Consider the following 565-nt stretch of genomic DNA (forward strand, 5'->3'; position numbering starts at 1 on the left):
GCACGTATCCACACCAGATGCCGACTTTGACGTGGGCGATGAAGTGCTCCTGACCTGGACCGGCACGCCTGCCCAAGGCCCGCAAATTATCGTCGGCCCATTATCGATGGCGGTGAAATTCGTGAACTTTCATCTCGAGTTCATCATCCCCAACGAAGCCGTACGCGCCATCGCCAAGGGCAGCGCATCGGTGGGCTTTATCCGGCGCCGCGAAAATGAGTCCGACCGCCCCTCGAAAAACGCCAGCGTCAGCGTCGTCGGTGACATCAGCCGACTGCCCGCGCCTAGCGTCGTCGAGGCACCCGGCGGGACGTTGCCAGTCGATACGCCGTGGGCGACGGTGAGTGCGCCGTGGTACGTCGGTCGCAACGGCAGTGATCTGCTGAACGTGATCTGGGAGGCAAAGGCGCCCGGCGGCGACACGGTTTACTACGAGGACGCACGCCAGGTCGGCAACATCGCGGATGGCGAGCCCGTCTTGCGCGCCGTTGCCCAGAGCGATATCCAGCGTTTCGATGGTTTGAGCGTCAAGGTCTACTACGTCGTCACCAACAGAGACAACCTG

1 pseudogene is annotated in these 565 nt (G+C 62.3%); it reads left to right on the plus strand.

From position 1 onward, the window contains the following. Positions 1-565: pseudogene (locus QZR14_RS27935) on the plus strand (hypothetical protein); the annotation flags it as partial.

The organism is Pseudomonas sp. rhizo66, assembly GCF_031931925.1.
Classification (GTDB): domain Bacteria; phylum Pseudomonadota; class Gammaproteobacteria; order Pseudomonadales; family Pseudomonadaceae; genus Aquipseudomonas.